Here is a 22,473-nt window from a genome sequence, read left to right on the forward strand (position 1 = left end):
TTTATAAAATTGTAATAATGCCAAATAATAATTTGGTTTGGTTTTAATTATAAAATAAAACATAAAGTATATGAAAAAGAAAAAAATGACAAAAATTATAAAAAATATTATAATTAAAGTAAAAAAATAAAATTATAAGATTTATGTAGAATATTGCATGAATTATATGTATTTTATATTAAATTTATAAATAGAAACATATTTTGTAGTATTAACAAAAAATAGATGGTCTATATTTTAGTCCATTGAATGAATGGAGTGAAAATAATGAGTAGTAAAATAAAATATGGTTTTTTAGGAATGATCATTAGTGGAAGCGTATTATCTTTAGAATTATATGGCTTAGATTTTTTGTTTTCTATTAAACTTTTATCTCAAGGAGAAGTCTCTGTAACATCAGTGGTAGATTTAATAACACTTTTTCCTGTTAATGTTGCATTTGTAATAAGTGTTGCTATTTTTTTAACCTCTTTGTTAATTTTAATAAGTGGATTAAAAAAACAAAAAAATTAATTTGTGTAATTTAATCTAACGTAAATTTTGATATAATGAGTTAGTATTATTATACAGAATCGGGAAGAGAGAAAAGCCAAATATGATAATTAAGTTTACAGAAGATTTAGAGAATCAGCTTACAGAAGCCGAACGGCAGGTGATAGAGTATATCAATCAACATGAAGATCAGTTTTTAAAGCTGACGATCACTGAACTCGCCGAAAAGAGTTTCACCTCTCCTCCGACTGTCTCAAGGGCTGTCAGGAAGTGTGGTTATAACGGTCTCTCGGAGCTGCGCTATAAACTTTCTGCAAAGATAGAAGATATGGTGGAGGGAGAGATTGTCAACGAAATTTTTCAGAAGTCTGTCACAGAGTGCATGAAAACCATCGAAATACTGAAAGCGGAGACGATCCTCAAGGTAGTACGTTTTATTAAGACGGCGCGGAAGATTTATATCATTGCAAGAGGTTCTACCGCATGGATTGCCAAAGATGTGGAACTGCAGCTTCAGCTGCTTGGGTATAATGCATATATGCTGTCAGATTCAGAGGTTATGAAAAAGTCGGATAAACTGTTCAGGCAGGGTGACCTGATCATTATTTTTTCTATAAAGAACAGTACGCCGGAGCTGCTGTTGACTGCCCAGAATGCGAAGAAGGTAGGTGCAAATGTGGTGACCTGCTGCTGCCTGCCAAAGACAGATTTAGAAGATTATTCAGACTTGTCTGTCCTGGGATATAACCAGAGAAACAAGACCATCGAGGACTTTGATATCGTATCCAGGCTTCCATTGCAGATCATTGCAAGAACGCTGATTGATTACTTGAATCTTTGAGGATGGACTAAAATGACTGTTGACAATAATTACTAAAAAGGGTATCATAAAAGCAGTAAGAAAATAGAAGTATGTCCACTGTGACAGAAAAACCCCCGGAGAGGACTGGTCTCCGGGGGTTTTTATTAACTGTCTTTTCTTCTATGATCCAGCCATTTATGGATGTAGTAATTCACTATAGATGATATGACTGACATAAGAAAACGAAGTATGTATTCCACTGTGCCACCTCCTTTCAGCTGGAAAGAATCGACAGCAATTTCATTATATATTTTATTTTTTGATATGTATATATAAATTGTAAAAAAAGTAAATAAATAGATAATAAAAAAGAGTGTGAAAAGGGAAATACTGGGTTTCCACACTCTTTTTTTATGCAAAAACATTCATTTCTCCTATATTTCAACTGATATACATCAGCAGAGCCAGCCTTAACAAGAAAACATTTTCAGTCCTGCCCTGTTATGATGGATTTATAAAAGAAAAGGAGGAACGGCAATGGTTGGAATTTTGATTGCAGCCCATGGAGGATTTGCAGAAGGACTGTTAAGCGCGGTGGAACTGATCGCTGGAGAACAAAACCAGGTTAAGACCATCGGACTGTATCACGGTGACGGAATAGATGAGCTTGAGCAAAAAATCAGGACGGCAGTAAAAGAGCTGGAGGATGGGGACGGAGTGCTGGGATTTGTGGATATCTTAGGCGGGAGTCCATCCAATATGGTGATGAAATGCATGGCGGACACAAAGAATCTTAAAGCGATCGCAGGAGTCAGCATGGGAATGGTGGTACAGGCTGTGATGATGAGAGATCAATGCGGCTTAGATGAGCTGGCTGACCTATGTGAGGAAGCAGGAAATCAGCCGGTGGTTCTTTTGCACAAGCAGTATGAGGAAATGCTGGATGACATAGAAATGGATGAAATTTAGGAGGAATAGAAATGCAGGGAGTTGTATTGACAAGGATTGATGACAGGCTGATCCACGGACAGGTGATGACATCGTGGCTGAACTTTACAAGTGCCAACAAAATTATGGTGATTGATGACCAAACAGCGGCTGATCCGTTCATGAAGACCGTATTAAAAAATGCTGTTCCCGGAAATGTAGGTCTTGGAGTATTTACAGTACAGAAGGCAGTGGCAAGGCTTAAAAAAGGATTTAAGCCTGATGATAAAGTTATTATTCTGGTCAAGTATCCTAAAACAGTTTTAATGTTAATCAAGCGGGGAATCCAGTTTGGACACTTAAATATCGGCGGTATGGGAGCAGGCAGCGGGCGGGAGAAATTTTATAAAAACATTTCAGCCTCAGAAGAAGAACGGGAGATTCTAAAGAAGATTGTTGACAGCGGGTGCCGTACAGAAATCCAGATTATAGCGGAAGATGCAAAAGTTGATGTAGCAAAGTTATTATGACATTTTCTGTGTTGAAAAAAGAGGTAAGACTCTCGTAAATATTAAGAAAAAGAAAGGTGGAAAAATTATGAGTATTTCAGTTGTTCAGGCGGTTCTCATCGGAATCGTGTATTACCTTGGAATCAATGGAACACCGTGGCTGACTTGTCTGGGAAGCACAATCATTCAAAAGCCGCTGGTATCTGGTGTCATAGTGGGATTTATTCTCGGAGATCCGGTTCAGGGTGCCATCATAGGCGCGGCAATACAGCTTCCATTCATCGCTTATATTTCAGCAGGAGGGGCACCTCCCACTGATCCCGGTCTGGCAGGTACACTGGGAACGGCTCTGGCCATGGCAGCAGAAGTGAAACCGACAGCAGCTATCGCACTGGCAGTACCTATTGGTCTTTTGGGAACAATCATCTGGGTCATCCATATGACGGTAGATGTATTCTTTGTACATATGATCGACAAAGCGGCAGAAGAAGGGAATATGAAGAAGGCTAAATTTCTGCATATTGTACCGCCTCAAGTTTTTGCTTTTGTTATCGGATGTATACCGGTAGCCCTGGGCTGTTACTTTGGGTCTGAGATGGTTACAAACATTATCAACGCGCTGAGCGGGCGGCCACTTCAAGCATTGGAAGTCATTGGAGGGCTGCTACCGGCCATCGGTATCGCCATGAATCTGAGAGCAATCAGCAAACCGGGAATTCTGTTATGGTATGTGCTTGGATTTATCATTGCCGTTTATTTGAATCTGGATACTATGCCGATTGCCATCATCGCAGGTATCGTTGCTTATATTTATACCGGAGTAGTAGCTCTGGCAGAGGAAAAGCAGACGGCAGCAGCAACAGCAGGCGGTTTCGGCAATGATCTTGATGACGATTTCGAATAAAGGAGGGGAATAAAAATGGCAGAAGATAAGAAAATCCACTTAAGTAAAAAAGACGTGCTGAAGGCATTCTGGAAATGGACCTTTTTTTCACACGCAAATTATAACTATGAACGTCTCCAGGCCAGTGGAGTTCTTCAGTCTATGTCCCATCTTCCGGAAAAATTATATCCTGGCAATAAGGAAGAACAGCAGAAGTTTATGGAACGCCATATGTCATTTTATAATACAGAGCCTCACTTTGGAGGAATTATTAATGGAATGGTCGTGGCAATGGAAGAAGAACGCGCCAACGGTGCAAATGTTACAGATGATGCGATTAACAGTGTAAAAACAGGTCTGATGGGACCCATGGCAGGAATAGGTGATACCCTGTGGCAGGGAACCCTGCAGCCGATACTTTTGGCAGTAGGTATCAGTATTGCTTCAGGAGGAAATGTTATGGGAGCTTTTGCATTTGCAGCTTTAATGGCAGGCATCATGCTTCCCATCGCTTACTTTATGTATATGAGGGGATATAAGACAGGAAAAACCGGAGTTGAGGCAATCCTCGGCGGAGGTAAAATGAAACAGCTGATCTCAGCGGCATCCATTATGGGAGCTACGGTGCTTGGATCTTTGACAGCAAATTACGTAACTGCCGAATCCCATATGAACATTAAGGTTGGAGCTACCAAGCTGGCTCTTCAGGCAGATGTTCTGGATAAATTATTAAAAGGCATGATCCCTTTGGGAATCACATTGCTGACCTTATATTTATTAAAAAATAAAAAATTGAAATCTACCTATGTAATGCTGATTCTTGTTATCATTGGCGGGGTATTAGGGCTGGCAGGTATCTTAGGCTAAGACAGGAGGAATGATTGTGAGCAGCAAAATGAAAACAGCCGTATTTACGGATAAAAAGCAGGTGGAAATTGAAGAGTGCAAAAGGCCTTCGGCATCAGGAAATAAGGTCTTGATTAAAGTCGATGCAGCGGCAATCTGCACATGGGAGCAGAGGGTTTATACAGGAGTCAACAAAGTAGAGTTCCCTTTCATCGGAGGACATGAGATTGCAGGACATATTGAAGAGATGGGAGACGAAGTAAACCGGGACGAATGGAGCGTTGGGGATAAGGTGGTTGTAGGGGTAACACTTCCCTGCAGAAGCTGTTATTACTGTAAGACCGGAAATGAACAGAGCTGTGAGCATTTTGACCACAGTGCACATCTTCCGGGCCTTCCTTATAGAGGCATGGGCGGATTCAGTGAATATCTTCTGGTTTCTCCAAACTGTTTGTTTAAGTACAGTAACGTTACTCCGGAAGAAGCGTGTATCATTGAGCCTGTATCCTGCGTGGTGCACAGTGTAGAGACAGCACAGGTAAGACTCGGAGATACAGTGCTGGTTATTGGCTGCGGTATTATGGGACTGCTTCACACTGCTGTCTGTACAAAAAGAGGTGCGAAAGTCATTGTATCTGACGTAAATGAAGAAAGGCTTGAAATGGCTAAATCCCTTGGAGCAAAAGCCGTTATTAATCCGGCAAAGGATGACTTAGAACAGAAGGTGAAAGAACTGACTGGAGGCATCAAAGCCCAGGTAATCTTTGACACGACACCGATACCGGCAGTTGTAGAAGATACGTTTAAGTGTGTCAGCAATGCAGGGAAAATTGTGCTGTACAGTTCTATTCATCCGGCAGAACCGATTCCGTTTGATCCAAACTGGGTACATGGAAAATCTGTGCAGATTCTTGGAACAGCTAATTCCAACGACAGAGATTTCATGAGAGCGGCCCAGATGGTATCCGGGGGAGTTATTGACTTAAAACCGTTTATCAGTGGAGTCTATCCGGCAGAAAATATAAAAGATGCTCTGGAATCGTCAATAAAAGGGGATAAATTCCGAAATATTCTCACATTCTAATTATATATGAAAACACCTGATAGTTTTTCTCCACAGAAAAACAGATGTTGAAAAGGAGACAGCGATTGCCCTCGCTGTCTCTTTATTTTCATAGGAAAGTTCTACGACCTTCCCTATGAAATAAAAACGCTCCGCGGGTTGTGCACAGATGCGTAAGGAAATTATTTGCCTGCGGCAAATTGCATCTGGCACGCAAAGTTGTCAAGCCCCTCAAAGAGTGAGGGGTTGGGGCGTTGAAGTGGGCTTGCCCACTTTGTTCTTAATAACTGAAGTTAACCACTTAGCAGTATGGATTCATATTTTGAAAATATTGTTTAGCTGTTTCCAGAGAGATTTCCATGTCCAAAACGTAGGAGCCCCGCTGTTTTTTATTGTTTGTTTTATTTTTGAAGCTTACTGTTGAGAAAACTTTTTCTATTTCAGTTTCTTATAATTAATGTATCAAGATAATCAATAAAGGAGGCAGTTTATGAAACTATTATTGGATACAGCAAATGTAGCAGAAATTAAAGAAGCGGCAGGGTATTATCCTGTCTGTGGAGTGACAACGAATCCATCAATCATCTCCAGAGAAGAATCAGATTTTTTTGAGACTTTAAAAAAAATCAGAAGCATTATAGGAGAAGATCAGATGCTGCATGCTCAGGTAACGGCACATAAGGCAGAAGGTATGATAGAGGAAGCAAAGCGGATGAAGGATGAGCTGGGTAAAAATTTCTATGTGAAAATTCCAGCAACAAAAGAAGGAATAAAGGCGATTATGGAATTAAAATCCAGAGAATTTCAAGTGACAGCGACAGCGGTTGTGTCGGCTAAGCAGGGACTCATAGCGGCCATGGCAGGTGCAGACTTTGTTGCCCCTTATGTAAATAGGATTGATCATCATGGGGGAGATGGGATCAAAACGGCCGCAGATCTGACAAAGGTCTTCAGGGAACATCATCTATCTGCCAAAATATTGGCTGCATCTTTTAAAAATACGAAGCAGGTTTTTGATATTGCTTTGAGCGGGAGCTACAGTGCTACCGTATCTCTTCAGATTATGGAAGATATGTTAAAACATCCGCTCACGGATACAAGTCTGGAGACATTTGATTCTGACTGGAAGGCAGCCTATGGAGAAAAACACATTACAGATTTTTAGTAATTGAGAAGGAAGGAGAAAAAACATGAGACTGAAAGGGAAGACAGCCGCAGTTACTGGAGCGGGGAGCGGAATTGGAAAAGCATGCGCTTTAAGGCTGGCACAAGAGGGAGCTAATGTGCTGGCTATTGATCTGGACGGAGCATCAGCGGAGAAGACGGCAGAACAAATTCGGAAAGCAGGAGGCACGGCAGATGCGGCGCCGGCAGATATATCAGAGAAAGAAGCAGTCATGGCAGTAGCGGAGAAAGCGGAAAAATGTTTCAGGCCCTTGGATATCTGGGTCAACTGTGCGGGTATTTCCGTAATCCAGCCATTTTTGGCAGAAGACAGTGAACAGGTGTGGGATCAAACAATGAGGGTTAATTTAAAAGGTACATTTCTGTGCTGTCAGGCAGCGGTAAAAGGAATGCTGGGGCATGGAGGAAGTATTATTAATTTTTCTTCTCAGTCGGGAAAAAAGGGAACAAATCAATACGCGGCATACTGTGCAAGCAAATTTGGTATCCGGGGGCTTACTCAGTCGATAGCAACAGAGTTTGCAGAGGAAAATATACGGGTTAATTGTATCTGTCCCGGAGTTATCCTGACTCCTATGTGGGATAAACAGGTCAACGATTATGCTAAAAAGAAACATATAACACCGGAAGAAGTAATGCCGAGATTCAAGGAAAATATTCCCCTCGGAAGACTTTGTACTTACCAGGATGTTACCAATCTGGTCTTGTTTCTTGCATCGGAAGATTCTGAATATATGACCGGGCAGTCTTTAAATCTGACCGGAGGAGCATGTACCTATTAATAAGGAGGACAATCATAAAGTATCTGACATTATAGAGAAAGAGAGAAAAGTTTTGTAGCTTTTCTCTCTTTCTTGTTCCGGAAGCAGAATTGATGGTACTTAAATCTTTCCCATCAGCATAATGATTTGTAAATGCTGCGGTACATTCGAGTGAACTTCCATTTCAATATATTTGAAGGAAAAATATTTCTGCTAATCTATAGCGTTAATATATATTATCCTTAGTTCTCATCCGGCATACCGTAACGGTTAGCTCCCTGCACCCCTTGTTTTACAAATAGGATAATAAAATAAATTGCAACAATCAGGGCCAGAAGTCCGAATACAATGGTTGCAAGTCCAAACCCGCCGGAAGCAGCTTCCGCATTCATCAGCAAGGATGCGGTTGTCAAGGTTAAGCTGACCATAAATAAAATGATCGGTATATATGCAAGCAAAACCAACCAACCTGAACGGTCTACGTCATGCAGACGGCGTACATTCAATGACAGTCCGGGGATAAAAGTGATCAGTGACCACAGCGAGTTAACAGCGTTTGTATCTAACATCCTTGCAAGAAAACCGACAATGATTGATACAATAAGCTGTCCCAGGATAGCCCACCAGAAATTAGAACGGGATGTCCTTCCTTTAAAATCGAAATAGCGTTTCCAATACGCTTTATAAGCGTTTATCATAGTTAAATCCTCCTCTTTTTCTTTTGTGTAATAAATGATGAAATTTTCCTTTCCTGAAATATTATAGACATAAATCTCATTAATTTCAAGTTCTATTGGGACCGGCGGTATTCCAGAGGGCTAACACCATAATAACTTTTAAACTTCTTAGAAAAGTTTCCGCTGTACCGGTAGCCTGTTCTTTTTGCGATCTGACTGACAGAAAGATCTGTGGCAGAGAGAAGGCCAGCCGCCATTGCCATTCTCAGGCTGCTGGTATATTCCCCGATGGTCATATGATAATGCTTCACAAAACCAGCCTTCAGCTTTTGCTGGTTTAAAAACACCTTCTTGCTCAGTTCTTCAATGGTAGGAGGATGAACTGCCTGCTCCGTCAAAATATCGTGGGCCTTCTGAATGGCCTGTATATCTGAGGCCGTAAGCCTGAAGCTGCGTTTTTTTCCAATTTGTATCAACCCGAAATCAAGCTGGTGCTGAAACATATTATCCTTAGGCTTTTTGACTTCCTCTGTCAGAAGTGCAAGACATTCCAGGATCTTGCTCTCCAGAAAAAGAGGAGACAGACGGCCGGAGACAGACAGGCTGTTGAGCTGGTGGATAACGGAAATGACAGTATGGGGCAGATAGCGGTAAGTATGATTTTGTTTAAAGTCACTCAGGGAAAGGGAATCAGGGAAAGTCACGGAAACAATCTCGTCCAAAAAGGCTTTGTGGACGGTTATCTCTGTCCCGTGAAAATGCTGCCCCTGATGCCAGGCCTGTTTTCCTTTCAGATTTTTTTCTGCCACAAAAAAAGAAGAGGGAGTAAAGGATGATACCTGTTGATTTTTCAGCTGGAACTTTGTACTTCCCTTATATACGGTTCCAAACCTCAAAAGAGATTCCGGATTGTCAAACTGGATCTGAAAATCCTTAGGTATCGTATAATCTGCGATTCCAAGCTCATAATAACCAGGACGGGAATAAAATAAAAAATACCCGCTTTCCGGTGCAGATACATTTTGATATAAAGTACAGTGTCCATGGGAGGACGGCTGAAATGAAAGCTGGTTCAGCACTTCCTCCCGGAAAGCTTTACTGGAGGTTATGGTCATTTCATGGATTCCTTTCTGAGTTATTTTATTGAGTGTCAGATTTATTCAAATGGATGAATAAAATAAAAATCAATTGAAAAGCGGGTCGGGGTTAGGTACAATACGTTGCGAAGTCGTTAGGTAAAACTAACTAAGGATAGTATACAGGAAGAAAGGGTAAAAGTACAATGAGAACGCAAAAATTAAAGTTCATTACAGTCATTTTAGTTCTGGCAGCCCTGGCAGCATTGCTGGCGGGATGCTCAGGAAAAGAAGATCAGACAGATAAAAAAGAGGATTCAAAAACCATCACTGTGACAGATGCCAAAGGAAAGGTTAAAATACCTGCAGATCCAAAGAGAATCGTTGATATCAGCGGAAACAGTGATATCCTCTCTATCCTCGGTTATTCTGTAGTCGGAACCGCCAACTCAGATGCGTATGACTATACAAAGTTCCCATCCTATTTAGAAAAGAAGCTATCCGGGGCTGAGATCCTGGGCTACAGTATGCAGGACAAAATGGACGTTGAGAAGATTCTTGCGTTAAAGCCTGACCTGATTATTATTTCCTCAGTACAGGAAAAAATGTATCAGCAGCTTTCCAAAGCGGCTCCCACAGTTATGCTGAAGCTGGCTCAGACAGACTGGAAAGAAGATGTGCTCAAGGTAGCCGATATCATGCAGAAAAAAGAGAAAGCCGAAGCATGGCTTGCAGACTATAAGAAAAAGGCCCGTGAAAAGGGAAAAGAAATCAAAAAATCCTACGGAAAGAATAAAAGCTACCTTTCCATCCTTGCCAGTGGAGGCCAAATCTTTGTGTATGACAAGGCCGGGATAGGAAGTATCTTATATGAAGATATGGGATTAAAAAGACCGAAAGGACTGCCGGAGCAGAAGGATATCAGCCTTCCGGTAGTATCATATGAAGGGCTGGCGTCCATTGAGGCAGATTATATTCTTGCCATGGGAACCAAAGATGATATGGCAGCTTTAAAGAAAAACTCTGTGTGGAAAGAGCTTCCCGCAGTGAAGAAGGGACATGTGGCAGAGCTTCCCGCAAGCCCTTACTTTAACCAGGGATACAGTTCCATCGGGCGTCTCTCATTTTTGGATGAAGTGAACGGTTTAATGGAGAAGATGAATGAGTAAAAGGGTTTCTGTGTTTGCCGCAGTTTCCGTTATCCTTTTGATAACTGGAGTGCTGCTGGCTGTTTCCCTTGGAGCAAAGAGGCTGCCGTTTGAAACGGTGGCCTCGGCGCTCTTTAAAGGCGGGGATTCACTGGATATAAAATTGATCAGGGAAGTCAGGCTGCCTAGGGCCATCGCCGCTGTATTGACAGGAGGGATGCTTGCCAGTGCGGGCGCTGTGATGCAGGGGGTGACCAGGAATCCCCTGGCCGAGCCGTCCATCATGGGAATGACGCAGGGAGCCTCCCTGGCTGTGGCAGCTGCAAGTGTAATACCGGCAGTATCCGGCCTTTTCGGTTTGACAGCATCGGCCCTCATAGGTGCTTTTCTCGGCGGGATTCTTGTGCTTGGATTTTGCCTGCGAACGACAAATTTAAGTGTCTCAAGGCTTCTGCTGGCGGGGACAGCCCTGGGAACCTTTTTTCTATCGTTATCCTCCCTGATCGGGATTCTGGGAAACCGTTCCCAGGAGCTTGCGTTTTGGGTAGCGGGAGGATTTAAGTCCATCACATGGGGCCATGTGTGGCTTTTACTATTTGCAGGAGGGATTTCTCTGATTCTGTTTTTCTTTCTGGCAGGCAGCATCAACATCCTGAGCCTTGGAGATGAGGCAGCCACAGGACTGGGTGTCCGTCCCGAAAGGATCAGGCTTTGGTCGATTCTTCTGCTGATTCCGGTCTGTGCCGTCTGTGTGGCCAGCGCAGGAAATATCGCCTTTGTTGGATTGGTCATTCCCCACATGATAAGAAAGATATTCGACAATGACTACAGAAGAATGATACCGTTGTCTTTCTTAGGCGGAAGTGTGCTGATGGTATGGGCGGACCTGGCCGCGCGTCTGGCAAACCAGCCATATGAGACTCCGGTAGGGCTGTTTACCTCTATATTAGGTGTGCCAGTATTTCTGTGGCTGATCAGAAAGGAGCAAAGCAGATGAAAAAAAGGCAGCGTACAGCAGTGGCCCTGGTGGTGTTCTTGTTTCTGGCCGTGTTTGTGGGAGCCTTAATGTATGGAAGCTACTCCATGACGGCAAAAGATGTTGTAATGACGCTTTTCGGCAAAGGGGACGGCATGCAGAATATCGCTGTACTTGATCTGCGGCTCCCAAGAGCAGTGACGGCGGTTCTAACCGGAGCTGCATTATCTGTCTCAGGCTGTATTTTGCAGAGTGTCACCAAAAATGATCTTGCAGAGCCCGGGATCATCGGTATCAATGCAGGCGCGGCACTTGCGGTTGTGCTTTTGATTTCTGTACAGAGCACCAGCTATTATACGGCACTGGGCTTTGGCACTGTTCTGCTCATGCCCATAGCGGCAGCGGCTGGTGCTTTTATAAGCTTTCTGTGTATTTATCTTCTGGCCAGGGATAATGGGAGTGTGAGGCCTGTAAAAATGATATTGGCAGGTATTGGTGTCAACACAGGGGTCAATGCCCTGATCACTCTTTATCAGCTGAACATGTCAAAAGGAGACTATAATCAGGCTCTGGCATGGATTGGCGGCAGCCTGTGGGGCAGCAGCTGGATGTATGTTGCCATGACTGCGCCCATTATTATTGTGCTGATCCTTATTGTCTTTTACAAAAACAGAACGCTGGATGTGATGGATCTGGGAGATGAGCTGGCTATGGGATTAGGGGTTCAAGTGGAGAGGGAAAGAAAGGTTTTCCTTGTTCTCGCAGTCTGTCTGGCTGCCTGTGCCACTTCTGTGGCCGGGAATATCGCGTTTGCCGGACTGATCGGACCGCATCTGGCAAAACGTCTCGTGGGGCCTGTGCACAAAAGACAGATTCCTGCGGCAGCATGTTTAAGCAGTATTTTAGTTTTGGGAGCGGATACACTTGCGAGGAATCTGTTTTCACCGCTGGAAATACCAGCGGGTATCATGATCTCCCTGATCGGAGTGCCATATTTTGTTTATCTCCTGATGAAAGAAAGGTAAGGGTGTAAAATGGAACAACAAAAGATTCAAGTGAGGGATATCACTGTCGCCTATGAGCAGACCATCGTCATACCAAAGCTGAATCTGAATATCCCCGGCGGGAAGATCACCATCGTAGTCGGCGGCAATGGATGCGGAAAGTCTACACTGATCAAATCTGTGGCCGGGATACTTAAGCCCAAAAAGGGCGAGATCTTTATCAACGGTACGGAGATTAAAAAGCAGGCTCCCAGGGAGACCGCAAAACAGATGGCAGTTCTGCCCCAGAGCCCGCAGGTACCGGAGGGACTTTTAGTAAAGGAACTGGTGGCATACGGGCGGTTCCCTTATCAGAAACCTGTAGGCGGACTGACAGAACATGACCACCAGGTGATCCGCTGGGCGATGGAGGCAACAGGCATTCTGGCACTGAAAGACCGAAGGGCAGATTCTCTTTCAGGCGGACAGAGGCAGAGGGCCTGGATTGCCATGGCGCTCGCGCAGGAGACAGAAATTCTTGTACTGGATGAGCCAACCACTTATCTGGATATGTCTCACCAGCTGGAAATACTCTCTCTATTAAAAGAATTAAACCAAAAGAACCAAACAACCATTGTCATGGTGATCCATGAAATCAATCATGCATCCAGGTTTGCAGACCATATCATTGGAATGAAGGAGGGGCAGATGGTGTTTGAGGGAACACCTGCGGATGTGATAACAGAACAGAATTTGAAGACACTTTATGGTATACGGGCTAAGCTTACACTCAGTGAGGACGGCACATATCCGGTCTGCACGGAGTATGAGCTGGAATGAGCAGACGGGGGAATAAAGCAAATTTTGTTATCATAGCGGCGGGGCAGATGATCTCTCTGTTCGGCAGTGCCATCCAGCGGTTTTGTATGTCTCTCTATGTACTGGACCTGACCGGGAGTCCGGGCATTTTTGCTACGATCCTTTCAATTTCTATGCTTCCATATGTTCTGCTCGCGCCGGTAGCCGGAAATATCACAGATTACTTCAGCAAAAAGAAGATCATGGTCTGTACAGACATCTTCAGCGGCATTGTTATAAGCTGCTATGCGGCTTTTTTATTTTCAGGACATGACCGGCCAGCTGTCATAGCTGTCACAATGATCCTTTTGTCAGCTGCAAGTACTATATATTCACCGGCGGTGACAGCCTCCATCCCTCTGTCTGTTTCAGCAAAACAGCTTTACCGGGCCAATGGCATTGTACAGCAGATCGGATCCGCTGCCAATTTTGCAGGACCTGTCATTGCGGGGATGCTGTATGGTTTTCTGGGGATCCGTTGGATCGTGGTTTTAAATGCAATCAGTTTCTTTGTCTCAGCGCTGATGGAAGGATTTCTGCATCTGCCGGAAAAAAAGAACGGCTCCAGAAACAAGCTCTCTTTTTTGGGCAGTGTGAACGAAATGTATCAAGGGTTTTTGTACTTAAAAAAATTTCAATCTATCATATTAAAGATTATTTTCTCTTACGGTCTGTCCAACCTGTTCATTGTTCCGGTTTTCTCCGTAGCTGCACCGCATTTTATAAAAAATGTGCTGGGTCTTTCTTCAGAAGTCTATGGATCTGTGGAGGGGATCACAGTGCTTGGGATGATCACGGGGGGAGTACTGATCAGTGTGTTTCCCAAGCGTTTTTCCATGGCTGTGATCCACAGAGTGCTTTACCTGATGCCGGTTTCGTTTCTTTTCATGTGTCTGACCGGATTTGCGTTCCAAAGCCCGCTCATTAATATATGTGCTTTTGGGGCAGGCGGCTTTGCTGTCATGCTTTCCCTTGGCCTGTCCAATGTGATTTCATTGACTTACATGCAGCAGGCAGTCCCCGGATCTATGATCGGAAAGACCAGTGCGTTTTCAACGGCAGCGGCGACAGCCACGATACCTCCCGGACAGTTTTTGTTCGGACAGATTCTAGAAGCAGGTATTTCGGTTCCCGTGTTGTTTCTTTTTGTATCAGCGGCAAGCCTTGGGACTGCATGTTTTGTAAAACAGGCAATAAAAAAGAATTAAGAAATTTTAAAAAAGTTCTTGCATATTGTATTTAGTTTTGCTATACTATTACTTGTCTGAAAGATGCGGGTGTAGTTCAATGGTAGAACTCCAGCCTTCCAAGCTGATCACGTGGGTTCGATTCCCATCACCCGCTTATAAGAATTTTGAAAAACTGTCTGTTTTACAGGCAGTTTTTTTTTTTCTTCCATAGGAAAGTTCTATGACCTTCCCTATGAAATAAAAACGCTCCGCGGGTTGTGCACAGATGCGTAAGGAAATTATTTTGCCTGCGGCAAATTGCATCAGGCACGCAAAGTTGTCAAGCCCCTCAAAGAGTGAGGGGAGGGGTTGGGGCGTTGAAGCGGGCTTGCCCACTTTGTTCTATTGATCATCATTTTAACCATTGGTTAAATTCTCCTGAGGAAAAATAAAAAAGGATTCAATTGTAGGAGTTTCATCGGGCTGATACAATGAAAAGAGAAAAGGAGATGGGCTTATGAAGATCAATGAAATGATTCGGGAACTGCGGATAAAAAAAGGTTTAACCCAGGAACAGATGGCTTCCCTGCTGGGGATTTCCGCCCCTGCGGTCAACAAGTGGGAAAAAGCAGTGTCCTATCCGGATATTACACTGCTCCCTGCATTGGCGCGGTTACTGGAGACAGACCTGAATACCCTTCTGTCCTTTAAAGAAAAACCAACCAAAGAGGAAATCACAGATTTTCTCAATGAACTGGCAGCGGATGTTTCCAGCAACGGAGCGGAGCATGCATTTCATATGGGAATGGAAAAAGTACGGGAGTATCCATCCTGTGATCCGTTGATCTTGAATGTTGCGGTCACACTGGAAGGAATTTTGGGTATTTACTCCAAGGAGGACTGTACTGATTTCAAGAATGATATTGAAAAACTGTATGAACGGGCAGCCCAGAGCACCGATGCAGAGGTCAGGGACCGGGCGCGTTCTCTGCTGATCTTTAAGTATATAGACCGCGAGGAATATGACAGAGCAGAAATATTCCTTAAGGAGCTGCCGGAGGAGTCCATGATGGATAAGAACCAGATTCGGACAAGGCTGTATATGAAACAGAAACAGTGGGAGGATGCGGGCCGTGTCCTGGAAAGCAGACTTTTAAAGAGATTAAATGACATCCAGGTTGCGCTGATGGATTTGATGACCATAGCCTTTGAAGAGAACAGGCCCAAAGACGCAGATGAGATCGCTGATATATCAAGGCAGGTAGTGCGTTTGTTTGGGTTGTGGGACTATGGGTCTTACTCAGCGCAGTTTCAGCTTGCATTCGCAAGGAAAGACATTGGTCAGTGTATCACCATACTGAAAGATATGTTTCCGGCGATTCTTAAAAAATGGGAGCCGGGCCAATCGCCGCTGTACAGATACACAGGCAGTAAGTCCAGCACGGACCATTTTGGAAAGTCGATACTTCCAAAGATCTTAAGCGAATTTGAAGACCCTGAAAATGAGGAGTTTCATTTTCTACAGGATGAGCCGGAATTCAGGCAGCTTATCAGCGCATGGAAAGAAAAAATATAACAGAATCTAAAAACAATCAAACTGCTGAAGGAGGTTTCGCAGTTTGATTGTTTTTTCGTTTAACATTTGATATTAACTGTAAAGCCCGAAACTCAACAGATAGGCTACAAGTACAGCCGCAGGTCCTGTGACAAGTCTCGTAAAGAGCATGGCGGGTACTCCGGCGCTCACGGTATCGTCCTCAGCTTCCGCCAGGGTCAGCGCTACAGGTACAAAATCACATCCTACCTGAGAGTTGATGGCAAACAGTGCAGGAAGAGAATAAGCGATGGGAATGGTTCCTTTCCCGATCTCTACACCGAGGAGTACACCTACCACCTGTGCGATCACCGCACCGGGTCCAAGGACCGGGGACAGGAACGGAATGGCACAGAAAACGGACAGCCCCAGAAGGCCTGGAAGACTTCCGGCCAATGGTTTAATGGCATTTGCCAGGAGATCGCCGATGCCGGTATAGTTGATGATACCAACCATGATGCTGCCCTTACGGTATAATAATGACAAACAGAAAAAACCTTATTTTTCAAGGGGTTTGAGCGTTTACCGTTGTTTATTCAATTCCTTTTCCAGCTTTGAAAGACAACAAAAAATCGTCGAATAAAGGAGGCTGTTGAATTAAAGACAAAAAATAAATATGGTTAGCAGTCCGGTGGATTTTGGGGCTTATATTTGATGAGGGATGCGGAAAACAGCGTGTATCTGATGCACGACTGATTTATCTGCCGAGTGCCCCAATCGTCCCGAATAATATATAATATTCGGGACAAAGGAGGTCGGTGTAATGGCAAACGGATATTCCAAACAAATACAGGGGCGGATAGAAAATGCTTTAGAAGGAACCGTTTTTGTCAACTCAGATTTTGCGGACATTGCTGATACAGAAACCATAAGACGGAATCTGAACAGGCTTACACAGACGGGTACCCTTCGGAGAATTTTGAAAGGTATTTATGAAAAACCGGAATACAGCGAAATGCTAAAAGAATACGTGGCGGCAGATCCAGAGGCAGTGGCAAATGCGTTGGCTCGTAATTACCACTGGACGATTGCTCACTGTGGGAATACGGCACTGAATCTGTTAGGGCTTTCTACACAGGTAACAGCGGTCTGGTCCTACATCAGTGACGGTCCGTATAAAACCTATGAGTGGAACTCTACGAAGATTGAATTTAAGCATCGGACCAACAAAGAGATTACAGGTCTTTCCTATATGACTGCGCTCGTTATTCAGGCATTAAAAACTCTGGGAAAAACAAATGTCACTTCCGAAACCATTCAGGCGCTTAGCTCCCGATTGAGTGAGGAAGACAAGGCCGCCATGTTAAGAGAAGCGTCAGAATCTACGGACTGGGTTTACAATGCAATACGTAAGATTGCCGGGGAGGTACAGCAGAAATGAAAAATATCGCAAGGTTTTCAGACAACGATAAACGGATGCTGTTCCGAAATACAGCAGATAAAATGTGACTACATGATGCGATTGTGGAAAAAGATTTCTGGGTTTGTTATACACTGGATTATCTGTTTCACCATTCTCCCTGGAAAAAGTCGATTACTTTTAAGGGTGGTACCAGCTTGTCAAAGGCATTTCATCTAATCAGCCGTTTTTCCGAAGATATTGACCTGATCTTAGACTGGAGGGTACTGGGGTACCAAAAAGAGGAACCCTGGGAGAAACATCAGGTTTTCTCCTCCTGAGGATACGATCCCGGTAAATCCTTCGGCTAGTTTTACAAATACATTCATAAATTTTGTCATTCCTTTCGCTTCGCTCAAGGCACAAACAAGTGGGACTTTGAGCCCGGACTCTTATCATTGGCAATAAACCATGTTTATTCAGTCGCAGGATGACAGTCAATGTTGCTATTCTTTTTTATTAAGGTGGTGATACTTATGATGAAGCTGAAACACTCCATCTGCTGTGGGCTTGACGTCCACAAAAATGTTATCGTTGCTACCATCGTAACTACCAACAAGGACGGAATATCTGAATATAAGCAGAAATCTTTTTCAACCATCAACTCGGGTATTCAAAAGTTCCACAACTGGCTTATCGAGAATCATTGTTATCATGTTTGTATGGAATCCACAAGAAAATACTGGATTCCTATTTTTAATTATCTCGAAAACGACATGGAAGTCTGTCTTACCCACCCCAAATATGTCAAAGCCATCAAGGGGAAGAAGACGGACAAAAAAGATTCCAAATGGATTGCCGACCTTTACAAATTTGACCTGGTTTTGGCAGGACGGCAACCCAAATCATGTCTTATCTGTTGGAACATAACGCTGATACCATTGATGAAAAAGCCGTTTGCAAACTTATAAAAAAGGGAGCCAAAGCCAAGTCGGATGAAATCATTGAAGCCATTAAAGATTATAACATTGAAACAGACCAGGCTAAAAAGCTGGAACTTACCCGCGGACATCTCGAATATCTGGATGATATGATTACCCAAACCGAAGTGGAGTTCTATGTCCGCATAAAACCTTATTATGAGTTTGTCGAGTTCGTAAGCACGATGCCGGGCATGACAGAACTAAGTTCCACCATCGTCCTTGCTGAAACGGGTGTCAACATGGGCATCTTTGACGATGCCAAACAACTTTGTTCCTGGTGTGGTCTTTCTCCTGCCAACAATGAATCTGCAGGCAAGAAAAAATCTGTCCGTATCGCAAAAGCAGGCGATTATCTGAAACCGATGATGGTACAATGCGCCCTTGCCGCAATCAAGAGCAAAAAACAGCCTTATTTTTCAATCAAATATGGACGGATCAAAAAACGCAGAGGCCACAAAAAAGCGATCATTGCCATTGCCAGGATGATGATGGTCTGCATTTACCATATGGTGTCTGAAAAGAAACCTTTCACACCTACTGACTATGAAGAATTGATGGAATCACAGAATTATGTAGAGCGTGTTGTCTTGAATGTAACCAACCATATGCTTTTCTTTTCAAGATTTACAACCATGAATTTTTAACCGTTTCCATCTCCAAAGGATTGATTGATACCTCCAATCTTTCCATTGCCGGTGACGGTATGCCTGTTGTTACATCTGCACGTGAACGGAAACACCGTATCTGTAAGTGTTCCGAAAATGGTATCACTTCCTGTGATTGCGACCGCTACTTTTCCCAGCCCGATTGTGATGTCGGATATGATTCTTCTCGAGACTGTTTTTATCATGGCTACGATTTATATATGCTGGTTGCATCCAACTCGGAAAGTGATTTGCCTTTCTTCCTGATTTTCATATCAGCAAATGGCTTTTGGATTCTGCTCATGATACCATGCCGTATTATCGGTATTGTCGTGAAAACGGCATACAGCCTTTTATCGACTTAAATGAAAAACGCGGAATCAGTATGAAATATAAGGATGATTTTACCATTGCAAAAGATGGAATTCCTATTCAGAACTTCAGCTGAACGTTCGAATAAACGTGAGAAAATAGACTTTCAATTAGAAAGCGGCAGGCACCGCTCAACTAAGATGTGGTACTGCCGCCTATATCACATCCTTATGCTGCAGCACTTGGATGCTTGGGATTTGCCCTATGAATCCACCCTGAGAAAGTTGATTTTAGATGTGGCATAATCCTTTAACTATTATACACCATTTTTCAGGCATAGCGACAGCTATGTCTATTTTCTATGTTCTTTTTTCTGTTTTAAATAATATTTACTTTTCAAAGTACGTTTCTCGTCTGTTGCCGATAAAAAAATGTGTATAATCTTGAATAAATATAGCAAAAAAAACTATACACATGGTAAAATTGGTAATATAGTATAGCAAAAAATGTAAAAAAACCTATACACATTCGAAAAAACAGCTTATGTGTATAAAAAATGGGTGGTTTTGCAAAATTGAAGTAAAGTATTGATTTGAGTATAGTATAGGCAGCTGGTAAGTACAGCGCAGAATAGGAGTTGCATATGAAACTGAATAAGAACAACAAAGAACGAGTATATGAATTCATTACAACATATTCATTAGAATTTGAACATGATGAATATCCAAGATTTACTACGAACTTTTTGTCAGGGAAGTTAGGTATGCAAAGGACCAATTTAAGCAGTATCTTAAACCAATTAGTTAATGAAGGAAAATTGATCAAGCAAAAAGGGCGCCCGGTCATGTATCAATACATTAACTTATCTGAAGAAGCAGAAGAGGTTTTTAAGAGACTGATCGGCTATGATCAATCATTAAAAGATGCAGTAGCTGTTGCGAAAGCAACGATCCTTTATCCAAAAGGAAGGTCAAGTATTCTTATAACTGCAGAACGAGGATGTGGAGCACATTATTTTGCAGAAACGGTTTTTCAGTTTGCTGTGAAATCCGGCGTAGTTAAAAACAAAGAAGTTTTATTAACATTTGATTGTAAAGCTTATCAAGAAATTCCAGACTATCAACAGAAGCTACTTTTTGGAACTGAAGATGAAGTTGGAATTCTAAATCAATCAGAAAATGGAATGCTGTTAATCAATCATATTGATTTGCTTCCAGCCTATGAAAGGAGGCGTTTACTTTCTACTAAAGAAAGAGGAATTTTAATCTGTCGCACCGATTCAAATGCGGATCAGGAAATTTATCATTCATTACAAGAAAAAACAGATTTCGAGATCAAACTTCCTATCTTAAATGAGAGATCCTTGGAAGAGAGATTTCAACTGGTACAAAGGTTTTTATGTGATGAAATTACAAATATTGGTAAGAATCTGGAAATGGATGCAAAGATATTATCTGCATTACTCCTATATGAATCAGTAGACAATGTGACAGGATTAAAAAAAGATATCCATACAGGATGTGTAAACTGTTATGCACGGAAAGGAAGTTCAAAAAATAAATTTATCGAAATATTGCTTTCTGATTTTCCACCGTATGTAAGGAAAGGGCTTATATATTTGAAAGTACATAAGGAAGAACTGGATAAGTTAGTTTCGGAACAGTATGTTTACGCATTTACACATTCTACTATGCTGAAAAAGCAAGCACAAAAGGCAGAAGAGAAGAAAGATATTTATCAGTCTATCGATGATCGAAAGAAAAAGTATAAGAAACAGGAGATTCAAGAGGAAGAGATTGACGCATATGTATCTGTTGCATTAAAAGAGGATTTCCAAAAGTATTATAACGAATTAAGTGAGAAAATTTCCAATCGGACGATGCTGAAAAATATCATTGCCAACAAGATGATTGAACATGTCGACATGTTTTTGAAAAAAGCAGAAGAGACGTTTCAAATAAAATATGACGAGAAGATAATGTGTGCCTTGTGTCTCCATATGAATTCAGCATTGATTAGAAATGAATCAAAACAAAGGGTATCAAATGAAGAAATCACGCAAATGACAGTTTCCTATCCACAGGAATATCAATTGGCAAAGGAATTTGTTCTAGAAACAGAAAAAATCTTTCACACAAAATTGAATGTGGATGAGATTATGTTTGTGATGATGTTCCTCTTAGAAGAAAGAGTCACAAAGAAACAGCAGGTTGTTACATTAATTGCAATGCATGGGGATTATTCAGCACAAGCGGTTGTTAAAACAGTAAATGAACTTTCTAATGAAAATAATACATATGCTTTTAACTTACCATTAGATAAGAACATGAAAGAAGCATATGAAGACTTCAAGAAAGAGATTATTCGAATTGATCAAGGAAAAGGAATCATCCTAATCTATGACATGGGATCTTTGAGGACTATGGCAGAATCCATAGCAGCGGAAACGAATATCGACATCAGATTTGTAGAAGCACCAATTACATTAATTGGTGTAGCATGTAGCAACAAAGCAAGTGAAGAAAAGGCAATAGATGATATTTACGGATATCTTCAGGAAAATTTCAAGACAGCAGCATACAGTAGAAATTATGATGGAAGCAATAAAATTGTAGTCATCATATCAAAATCTGAAACTGAAGCAGAAAAAATACAACGATTTATAAACGAAAATATGAGCTGGAATGATATAAAAATCAGACGAGTTGTATTAACAAATGAAGGTCAGCTATATAGCATGATTGATGGTATAGCAGATGAAGGAGAAATTGTTGGGATTGTAGGAGATTATGATCCACTGCTCTATCAATATCAGTTCATTGACGTTAATCAGCTAATGAAATCTGAGAAAACAAACCTAAATGACTATATCCAAACACAGAATGAATTGGATAAGACGGGAATCACCGAAACGTATGAATATTTAGAGGGAAATTTTCCAGAACTGGATATGGCCAAAGTGGAAATATATCTGGACGATTTCATGCAACAAGTAGAATATCTGTTAAATGTAAAACTGGATGAGAACAAAAAAATCGGATTGATTATTCACATCGTTTGTTTACTAGACAGAATCAGACAGGGATACACACCATCCATTAGTTTTATTGCATCAGGTGTGATTGACAAGAACAAGGAAATGGTTCCAGAAGTGAAAAAAATTCTGGAACCAATGGAAAAAGAGTTTAACGTATATATTAATGAGACGGAGATTGCAACGATCATTACGATTATACGAGAATAGGA

General features: G+C 42.1%; 23 protein-coding genes, 1 tRNA gene and 1 pseudogene. 21 read left to right on the forward strand and 4 right to left on the reverse strand.

The window, feature by feature from the left end:
• The first annotated feature begins 267 nt into the window (after positions 1-267).
• From P8F77_RS00675 to P8F77_RS00715, 9 genes are all read left to right on the forward strand, one after another.
• Positions 268-513: a hypothetical protein gene (locus P8F77_RS00675; RefSeq protein WP_024728948.1), complete on the forward strand. Its 246-nt coding sequence runs from the start codon at positions 268-270 to the stop codon at positions 511-513.
• Positions 514-595: 82 nt separating this feature from the next.
• The gene (locus tag P8F77_RS00680) at positions 596-1,333 is read left to right on the forward strand and encodes a MurR/RpiR family transcriptional regulator (protein ID WP_024728947.1); all 738 of its coding nucleotides are present in this window, start codon (positions 596-598) and stop codon (positions 1,331-1,333) included.
• Positions 1,334-1,831: 498 nt separating this feature from the next.
• The gene (locus P8F77_RS00685; RefSeq protein WP_024728946.1) at positions 1,832-2,263 is read left to right on the forward strand and encodes a PTS sugar transporter subunit IIA; all 432 of its coding nucleotides are present in this window, start codon (positions 1,832-1,834) and stop codon (positions 2,261-2,263) included.
• An 11-nt stretch (positions 2,264-2,274) separates the two neighbouring features.
• Positions 2,275-2,751 (forward strand): PTS sugar transporter subunit IIB, encoded by a 477-nt coding sequence (locus P8F77_RS00690; protein WP_024728945.1) that lies wholly within the window; start codon positions 2,275-2,277, stop codon positions 2,749-2,751.
• Positions 2,752-2,818: 67 nt separating this feature from the next.
• Entirely contained in the window at positions 2,819-3,634 is an 816-nt protein-coding gene (locus P8F77_RS00695; RefSeq protein WP_129702089.1) for a PTS sugar transporter subunit IIC, read from the forward strand.
• A 15-nt stretch (positions 3,635-3,649) separates the two neighbouring features.
• On the forward strand, positions 3,650-4,480 hold the full coding sequence (locus P8F77_RS00700) for a PTS system mannose/fructose/sorbose family transporter subunit IID (protein ID WP_129702087.1): 831 nt from the start codon (positions 3,650-3,652) through the stop codon (positions 4,478-4,480).
• A 10-nt stretch (positions 4,481-4,490) separates the two neighbouring features.
• Positions 4,491-5,543: a zinc-binding dehydrogenase gene (locus P8F77_RS00705; protein ID WP_129702085.1), complete on the forward strand. Its 1,053-nt coding sequence runs from the start codon at positions 4,491-4,493 to the stop codon at positions 5,541-5,543.
• A 469-nt stretch (positions 5,544-6,012) separates the two neighbouring features.
• A complete protein-coding gene (locus P8F77_RS00710) occupies positions 6,013-6,687 on the forward strand; it encodes a transaldolase family protein (protein WP_129702083.1) in 675 nt (224 codons plus the stop codon).
• Positions 6,688-6,712: 25 nt separating this feature from the next.
• Positions 6,713-7,489: an SDR family NAD(P)-dependent oxidoreductase gene (locus tag P8F77_RS00715; protein WP_024728941.1), complete on the forward strand. Its 777-nt coding sequence runs from the start codon at positions 6,713-6,715 to the stop codon at positions 7,487-7,489.
• Positions 7,490-7,710: 221 nt separating this feature from the next.
• On the opposite strand, the gene P8F77_RS00720 is transcribed toward P8F77_RS00715, so the two are convergent.
• Both P8F77_RS00720 and P8F77_RS00725 read right to left on the reverse strand, forming a co-directional pair.
• Positions 7,711-8,166 (reverse strand): DUF805 domain-containing protein, encoded by a 456-nt coding sequence (locus P8F77_RS00720; RefSeq protein ID WP_024728939.1) that lies wholly within the window; start codon positions 8,164-8,166, stop codon positions 7,711-7,713.
• A 92-nt stretch (positions 8,167-8,258) separates the two neighbouring features.
• A complete protein-coding gene (locus P8F77_RS00725) occupies positions 8,259-9,260 on the reverse strand; it encodes an AraC family transcriptional regulator (RefSeq protein WP_129702081.1) in 1,002 nt (333 codons plus the stop codon).
• Between the two features lie 167 nt (positions 9,261-9,427).
• Here P8F77_RS00725 and P8F77_RS00730 point away from each other — a divergent pair, with 167 nt between their 5' ends.
• The 7 genes from P8F77_RS00730 (at position 9,428) to P8F77_RS00760 (ending at position 15,931) form a co-directional block, all read left to right on the forward strand.
• Positions 9,428-10,390, forward strand: a complete 963-nt coding sequence (locus P8F77_RS00730) for an ABC transporter substrate-binding protein (protein ID WP_207211681.1) — start codon at positions 9,428-9,430, stop codon at positions 10,388-10,390.
• On the forward strand, positions 10,383-11,366 hold the full coding sequence (locus P8F77_RS00735) for an iron ABC transporter permease (protein ID WP_006567954.1): 984 nt from the start codon (positions 10,383-10,385) through the stop codon (positions 11,364-11,366). Before P8F77_RS00730 ends, P8F77_RS00735 begins: the two co-directional genes overlap by 8 nt.
• Positions 11,363-12,370 carry an iron ABC transporter permease gene (locus P8F77_RS00740; protein WP_024728936.1) on the forward strand — a complete coding sequence of 336 codons (1,008 nt, stop codon included), beginning with the start codon at positions 11,363-11,365 and terminating at the stop codon, positions 12,368-12,370. The genes P8F77_RS00735 and P8F77_RS00740 overlap by 4 nt, the downstream gene beginning before the upstream one ends.
• Positions 12,371-12,379: 9 nt before the next feature.
• On the forward strand, positions 12,380-13,168 hold the full coding sequence (locus tag P8F77_RS00745; protein WP_024728935.1) for an ABC transporter ATP-binding protein: 789 nt from the start codon (positions 12,380-12,382) through the stop codon (positions 13,166-13,168).
• Positions 13,165-14,394, forward strand: coding sequence for an MFS transporter (locus P8F77_RS00750; protein ID WP_129702079.1), 1,230 nt, complete (start codon positions 13,165-13,167; stop codon positions 14,392-14,394). Before P8F77_RS00745 ends, P8F77_RS00750 begins: the two co-directional genes overlap by 4 nt.
• Before the next feature lie 65 nt (positions 14,395-14,459).
• Positions 14,460-14,530: transfer RNA gene (locus P8F77_RS00755), tRNA-Gly, on the forward strand.
• 342 nt (positions 14,531-14,872) lie between these two features.
• Positions 14,873-15,931, forward strand: a complete 1,059-nt coding sequence (locus tag P8F77_RS00760; protein ID WP_129702077.1) for a helix-turn-helix transcriptional regulator — start codon at positions 14,873-14,875, stop codon at positions 15,929-15,931.
• A gap of 72 nt (positions 15,932-16,003) precedes the next feature.
• On the opposite strand, the gene P8F77_RS00765 is transcribed toward P8F77_RS00760, so the two are convergent.
• Positions 16,004-16,405: a hypothetical protein gene (locus tag P8F77_RS00765; protein ID WP_347256226.1), complete on the reverse strand. Its 402-nt coding sequence runs from the start codon at positions 16,403-16,405 to the stop codon at positions 16,004-16,006.
• 307 nt (positions 16,406-16,712) lie between these two features.
• Here P8F77_RS00765 and P8F77_RS00770 point away from each other — a divergent pair, with 307 nt between their 5' ends.
• From P8F77_RS00770 to P8F77_RS00785, 4 genes and pseudogenes are all read left to right on the forward strand, one after another.
• Positions 16,713-17,330, forward strand: a complete 618-nt coding sequence (locus tag P8F77_RS00770) for a DUF6088 family protein (RefSeq protein WP_129702250.1) — start codon at positions 16,713-16,715, stop codon at positions 17,328-17,330.
• Positions 17,327-17,602: pseudogene (locus P8F77_RS00775) on the forward strand (nucleotidyl transferase AbiEii/AbiGii toxin family protein); the annotation flags it as partial. The gene P8F77_RS00770 and the pseudogene P8F77_RS00775, both read left to right, overlap by 4 nt.
• A 222-nt stretch (positions 17,603-17,824) precedes the next feature.
• Entirely contained in the window at positions 17,825-18,259 is a 435-nt protein-coding gene (locus tag P8F77_RS00780) for a transposase (protein ID WP_233441617.1), read from the forward strand.
• Complete coding sequence (locus tag P8F77_RS00785) at positions 18,196-18,915, forward strand: transposase (RefSeq protein ID WP_233441616.1); 720 nt, start codon at positions 18,196-18,198, stop codon at positions 18,913-18,915. Before P8F77_RS00780 ends, P8F77_RS00785 begins: the two co-directional genes overlap by 64 nt.
• On the opposite strand, the gene P8F77_RS00790 is transcribed toward P8F77_RS00785, so the two are convergent.
• Positions 18,912-19,121: a hypothetical protein gene (locus tag P8F77_RS00790; protein WP_129702248.1), complete on the reverse strand. Its 210-nt coding sequence runs from the start codon at positions 19,119-19,121 to the stop codon at positions 18,912-18,914. The genes P8F77_RS00785 and P8F77_RS00790 overlap by 4 nt on opposite strands.
• A gap of 749 nt (positions 19,122-19,870) precedes the next feature.
• Here P8F77_RS00790 and P8F77_RS00795 point away from each other — a divergent pair.
• The gene (locus P8F77_RS00795; RefSeq protein ID WP_347256227.1) at positions 19,871-22,471 is read left to right on the forward strand and encodes a PRD domain-containing protein; all 2,601 of its coding nucleotides are present in this window, start codon (positions 19,871-19,873) and stop codon (positions 22,469-22,471) included.
• Positions 22,472-22,473: the final 2 nt, after the last annotated feature.

Source organism: Anaerostipes sp. PC18 (assembly GCF_039789045.1).
GTDB classification, from domain to species: Bacteria; Bacillota; Clostridia; order Lachnospirales; family Lachnospiraceae; genus Anaerostipes; species Anaerostipes hominis.

Bases quoted from the DNA above. Each gene is read 5' to 3' on its own strand.
- P8F77_RS00720 (WP_024728939.1), bottom strand. From the start codon at position 8,166: ATGATAAACGCTTATAAAGCGTATTGGAAACGCTATTTCGATTTTAAA.
- P8F77_RS00695 (WP_129702089.1), top strand. From the start codon at position 2,819: ATGAGTATTTCAGTTGTTCAGGCGGTTCTCATCGGAATCGTGTATTAC.
- P8F77_RS00715 (WP_024728941.1), top strand. From the start codon at position 6,713: ATGAGACTGAAAGGGAAGACAGCCGCAGTTACTGGAGCGGGGAGCGGA.
- P8F77_RS00765 (WP_347256226.1), bottom strand. From the start codon at position 16,405: ATGGTTGGTATCATCAACTATACCGGCATCGGCGATCTCCTGGCAAAT.
- P8F77_RS00770 (WP_129702250.1), top strand. From the start codon at position 16,713: ATGGCAAACGGATATTCCAAACAAATACAGGGGCGGATAGAAAATGCT.
- P8F77_RS00710 (WP_129702083.1), top strand. From the start codon at position 6,013: ATGAAACTATTATTGGATACAGCAAATGTAGCAGAAATTAAAGAAGCG.
- P8F77_RS00745 (WP_024728935.1), top strand. From the start codon at position 12,380: ATGGAACAACAAAAGATTCAAGTGAGGGATATCACTGTCGCCTATGAG.
- P8F77_RS00700 (WP_129702087.1), top strand. From the start codon at position 3,650: ATGGCAGAAGATAAGAAAATCCACTTAAGTAAAAAAGACGTGCTGAAG.
- P8F77_RS00750 (WP_129702079.1), top strand. From the start codon at position 13,165: ATGAGCAGACGGGGGAATAAAGCAAATTTTGTTATCATAGCGGCGGGG.
- P8F77_RS00705 (WP_129702085.1), top strand. From the start codon at position 4,491: ATGATTGTGAGCAGCAAAATGAAAACAGCCGTATTTACGGATAAAAAG.
- P8F77_RS00785 (WP_233441616.1), top strand. From the start codon at position 18,196: ATGTCTTATCTGTTGGAACATAACGCTGATACCATTGATGAAAAAGCC.
- P8F77_RS00675 (WP_024728948.1), top strand. From the start codon at position 268: ATGAGTAGTAAAATAAAATATGGTTTTTTAGGAATGATCATTAGTGGA.
- P8F77_RS00780 (WP_233441617.1), top strand. From the start codon at position 17,825: ATGATGAAGCTGAAACACTCCATCTGCTGTGGGCTTGACGTCCACAAA.
- P8F77_RS00740 (WP_024728936.1), top strand. From the start codon at position 11,363: ATGAAAAAAAGGCAGCGTACAGCAGTGGCCCTGGTGGTGTTCTTGTTT.
- P8F77_RS00730 (WP_207211681.1), top strand. From the start codon at position 9,428: ATGAGAACGCAAAAATTAAAGTTCATTACAGTCATTTTAGTTCTGGCA.
- P8F77_RS00680 (WP_024728947.1), top strand. From the start codon at position 596: ATGATAATTAAGTTTACAGAAGATTTAGAGAATCAGCTTACAGAAGCC.
- P8F77_RS00760 (WP_129702077.1), top strand. From the start codon at position 14,873: ATGAAGATCAATGAAATGATTCGGGAACTGCGGATAAAAAAAGGTTTA.
- P8F77_RS00795 (WP_347256227.1), top strand. From the start codon at position 19,871: ATGAAACTGAATAAGAACAACAAAGAACGAGTATATGAATTCATTACA.
- P8F77_RS00690 (WP_024728945.1), top strand. From the start codon at position 2,275: ATGCAGGGAGTTGTATTGACAAGGATTGATGACAGGCTGATCCACGGA.
- P8F77_RS00725 (WP_129702081.1), bottom strand. From the start codon at position 9,260: ATGACCATAACCTCCAGTAAAGCTTTCCGGGAGGAAGTGCTGAACCAG.
- P8F77_RS00735 (WP_006567954.1), top strand. From the start codon at position 10,383: ATGAGTAAAAGGGTTTCTGTGTTTGCCGCAGTTTCCGTTATCCTTTTG.
- P8F77_RS00790 (WP_129702248.1), bottom strand. From the start codon at position 19,121: ATGATAAAAACAGTCTCGAGAAGAATCATATCCGACATCACAATCGGG.
- P8F77_RS00685 (WP_024728946.1), top strand. From the start codon at position 1,832: ATGGTTGGAATTTTGATTGCAGCCCATGGAGGATTTGCAGAAGGACTG.